3 protein-coding genes and 1 pseudogene are annotated in these 4,007 nt (G+C 61.4%); all 4 read left to right on the forward strand.

The annotated features are described in order from the left end of the window. Window positions 1–256: 256 nt before the first annotated feature. The gene (locus Q7S58_RS14050; protein WP_304826790.1) at window positions 257–1,327 is read left to right on the forward strand and encodes a class I SAM-dependent methyltransferase; all 1,071 of its coding nucleotides are present in this window, start codon (window positions 257–259) and stop codon (window positions 1,325–1,327) included. A gap of 267 nt (window positions 1,328–1,594) precedes the next feature. Continuing rightward, window positions 1,595–2,509 (forward strand): SDR family NAD(P)-dependent oxidoreductase, encoded by a 915-nt coding sequence (locus tag Q7S58_RS14055; RefSeq protein ID WP_304826793.1) that lies wholly within the window; start codon window positions 1,595–1,597, stop codon window positions 2,507–2,509. 73 nt (window positions 2,510–2,582) lie between these two features. After that, window positions 2,583–3,674, forward strand: a complete 1,092-nt coding sequence (locus Q7S58_RS14060; RefSeq protein WP_304826796.1) for a hypothetical protein — start codon at window positions 2,583–2,585, stop codon at window positions 3,672–3,674. Between the two features lie 13 nt (window positions 3,675–3,687). After that, window positions 3,688–4,007, forward strand: a pseudogene (locus tag Q7S58_RS14065) (hypothetical protein); the annotation flags it as partial.

Consider the following 4,007-nt stretch of genomic DNA (forward strand, 5'->3'; position numbering starts at 1 on the left):
AAACCTCCGGCGGTTAATCCGTGGCGCTTCTCGTAAACCATTGCAAAGAGCGCGGGCGCGGGGTACTGATCGCCTTTGAGCAGTACCCGGCGGCAGGTGGGGATGTTAACCCGAATCGCGCGGACTTTCAAAGCGTTCCCCTTTCACGCGACGAGCGACCTAGGCATCTGGAATTGCCAGCCGCAAAGGCGGATGAATGACTGGCGCGAGTGCGCCTGCAAAGCTTCCGTTCCGTGCGCGCCGTGGAGGTGACAAGATGGCCTCGATTACGCCAGACCGCGAAAAGACTGCCTCATTGACCCGCCAGGTGGGCGTTGACTTTGGTGCGGCCTTGACGGTTGCGCTCGCATATATCGGCGACCGTCTGGGCATCTTCAAGTTGATGGCCTCCGGGTCCCCGATGACATCGTCGCAGATAGCCGGGCGAGCTGGACTTAGCGAGCGCTACATCCGCGAGTGGGCCGCAACCATGGCTGCAGCGGGATATCTGAAGTACAACCCGGACGACGCAACCTTCAGGCTAACCCCCGAGCAGGCCAGCGTGTTGGCGAATGAAGACAATACATTCTTCATGGGCGGAGCGTTTCAGTACGCGGTTGCCTGCTATCGGCAAATCGCGAAGCTGACCGAGGCTTTCAACCACGGCGGTGGCGTTCCATTCACGGACTTCGGACCCGAAATCGTCGAAGCGATCGAGCGGCTCTTTCACGCCGGCTACGAGACTTGGGTTGCTCAGGAGTGGATTCCGGCGGTGCCGGACATTCATCAAAGGCTCACCGCCGGAGCCGAAGCGGCGGAGGTGGGCTGTGGCGCGGGGCAGTGCCTGATTCCGGTGGCGCTCGCGTTTCCGAAATCCCGCTTCCAGGGTTACGACGTCGACGCGGCGTCAATCGAAAGGGCGCGGGAAAAAGCACAACACGCGGGAGTCACGGACCGGGTCAATTTCGAGCAAGTTGCCGCCGAGGATCTTCCCGTGCGCGACCGCTTCGATCTCGTGATGGCATTCAACTGCATCCATGATATGGCGCGGCCGCGCCAGGTATTGGCGAGCGTTTGCAGGACCCTGAAACCGACCGGCGCCTTCCTATGGTCGGAAGCGAACGCCTCGGAACGGCTGGAAGACAACCTGAATCCGCAGGGTCGTACGTTGTACGGGGCCAGCACGATGCATTGTATGACCGTCTCGCTGGCGCAAGGAGGCGAAGGGCTGGGTGTAGTGATCGGCAAGGAGCAAGCGCGGCAGATGGCGAGCGAGGCCGGCTTCCGCAGTTTCGCCGAGCTGCCAGTGAAAAATCCCTATCATCGGGTCTTCGTGGCGCGCAAATAGCGGCTCAAACCCGGAACGAGAGTACGCCGAGGTACCGTCGGCGACAGCCGCCATCGACCGCTTCCCTCGGGAGCGCACATCGCCATCGAAACATCTTGGCGGCGCTATCTTAGCACGCGCCTCCGGTACCAACAATTTCGGGCTGGTACCGCCGCTTTGACATCGTGATCGGCGCCGTGGTAATCGCAGTCAGTCAGGCCGCTTAATCAGGGTGGCTATAAAACCGCCGCGCGGCGGCGAAACGTTCCTCAAGGCGTGAGCAAGTCGATGATTTCACTGAAAGACAAGGTAGCTGTCGTCACCGGAGCGGGCCGAGGAATCGGACGCGGAATTGCCATCTTGCTCGCGAACCATGGAGCAAAAGTAGTGGTCAATGATCTCGGCTCCGCTGCGGACGGGCAAGGCGCCGACCAAAGCGTGGCCGAGCAGGTCGCGCAAGAGATCCGGAAAGCGGGCGGCGAGGCGGTGTCGAATCAGGATTCCGTCGCAAGTATGGAAGGGGGCGCGAACATCGTCGGCGCGGCGCTCAAGACCTTTGGCCGCATCGATATCCTTGTCAACAATGCGGGCATCCTCCGCGATCGAATGGTCTTCAACATGAGTGAAGATGAATGGGACGGAGTCATCAATACGCATCTCAAAGGCGCGTTCGCCTGCACCCGTGCCGCTACCCCTCTCATGCGCGAACAGAAGAGCGGACGGATCATTAATATGACCTCCACTTCGGGTCTGGTGGGCAATATCGGGCAGGCCAACTACGCCGCGGCGAAAATGGGAATTGTCGGACTGACCCGTGGAACTGCGCTCGACATGGCGCGCTACAACGTGACCGCAAACTGCATCGCGCCGGCTGCGTGGACCCGCCTCATCGGGACGATTCCGGGCGCCGAAGACCCGAACAACGAGCGCCTCAAGCGGATTAAGCAGATGTCGCCCGACCTGATCGCGCCGCTGGTGGTGTACCTCGCCTCCGAGGAGTCAAAGGGAGTGTCGGGCCAAATCTTCGGGGTCCGCGGCAAGGAAATCATGGTCTTTTCGCAGCCGCGGCCGATTCGAACGATCGCTGACGTAGAAGGGTGGACGCCCGAAAAGGTTGCGGCGATGTTTAACAGCTCGCTCGGCGCTGCTCTGACCAAGCTCGAAACTACCGGTCAGGCGTTCGCCTATGAACCGATCGTCTGACCGATAGCGTCGCGGTCTATCGAGCGCGATGAAGCAGCGGATTTCTAATGCGGGCCTCAACAAGGAGCCAATCATGCCATTGAACCAAAGCACGCTGGAGATGTTGCGCAGCGAGACGGAACCCGGCCTTGACCTGAGTTGGCTGGACGGCGCGGAACTGTTCGATCGGATTGTGCCGAGCAAGCGCGGTCTCACGCTCGGCGACCTGCAAACGGCGCTGCGCGATGCGGCCCCCGAGCACAGCGAAAATCTCTCCATGCGCCCGCGGGGAACCCGTCAGATTCTCAATGCGACGCGGGTCGCGATGCGGCTGCGCGACAAGGCCGATACCTGGGCCGAGAATTGCGCGCTGCTTTACGAGGAAGCGCTGGCGCGGCAATGGAGCTCGGCGACGGATATTCCGTGGGAAACGCTCAAGCCGCTGCCCGACGATCTTGAACTCGCGATGTGCCAGCTATGCACGCATCTTTGCGAGGTCGAGTTCACCGCGGCCGATGTACCGGGGCAATGGATTCCTGCCATCAGCCCCGACCATTTCGAGGTGAAGTTGTTCCTCGCCACGCAGGCGATGGACGAAGCGCGTCACCTCGAGGTCTTTCGCAAGCGAGCGCTCGCCAACGGCGGCGGCCTGATGCGCCAGTCGGCGGACTCGGCCGCAAGCGCGCTGCGCTCAATCATGGACGCGTCGGATTTCACCGAGATGTCGGTTATCACGCACGTCGTCGGCGAAGGTCAGGTGCTCACGATGTTCCGGATGGGGGAATTCGTGGGGTTGTCGGAAGCGGAAAAGAAAATCTTTCGGCTGGTCGCGCAGGACGAGTCGCGCCACGTGGCGTTTGGCGTGATGCATCTGAAATACATCGCGGAGCATCAGCCGTGGCGCCGCGAAGAGATCCATTCGTATCTCGACCGTGCCGAACCGTCGCTGGTGATGCACAAGAGCGGAAGGATTTTAGGCACCGCTTTCACCGAGCGGCTCGAGCCGTTGATCATGCTGCTCGGCGGCGGGCGCGATCGCCTCGATGCTGGAATGGTGAGTATCGAGGAAATTACGCGCCGCATGGTGAACGAATACATGCAGCGGCTAACAGTCGCAGGTTTCGGCGATCGGCGGGGACGATGCATCCCGGCGATCGAGCCCTATCTAGAGCCGGCGCGGTCCTGAGGATTTGAAGACCATGGCTGCGGCGCAACAACAAAAGCATCCGCCCCGGTTCTCCACCGAGAATAATCTGGGGCTGGATTTGACCTGGATGAACGCGGTCTCGGAATGGGGCACGCGTGCGCGTCCGACCGACCGGGGCCTAACCCTCGGCGCGATCAACACCGGGGTTTACGGCGAAATACCCGAGGTTTGCGAAAACGACAGCGAGATGGCGCGCGGGTCGATACCGCGCGCGGGCGCGATTGGGATTGGCAACCCGGTACGAGAGAAAGCCGAGTTGTGGACCGATGCGGTTCCAGACTTGTACGAGGAAGGCATCCGGCATCGCTGGAG

It is taken from the genome of Candidatus Binatus sp. (genome assembly GCF_030646925.1).
Taxonomy (GTDB): domain Bacteria; phylum Desulfobacterota; class Binatia; order Binatales; family Binataceae; genus Binatus.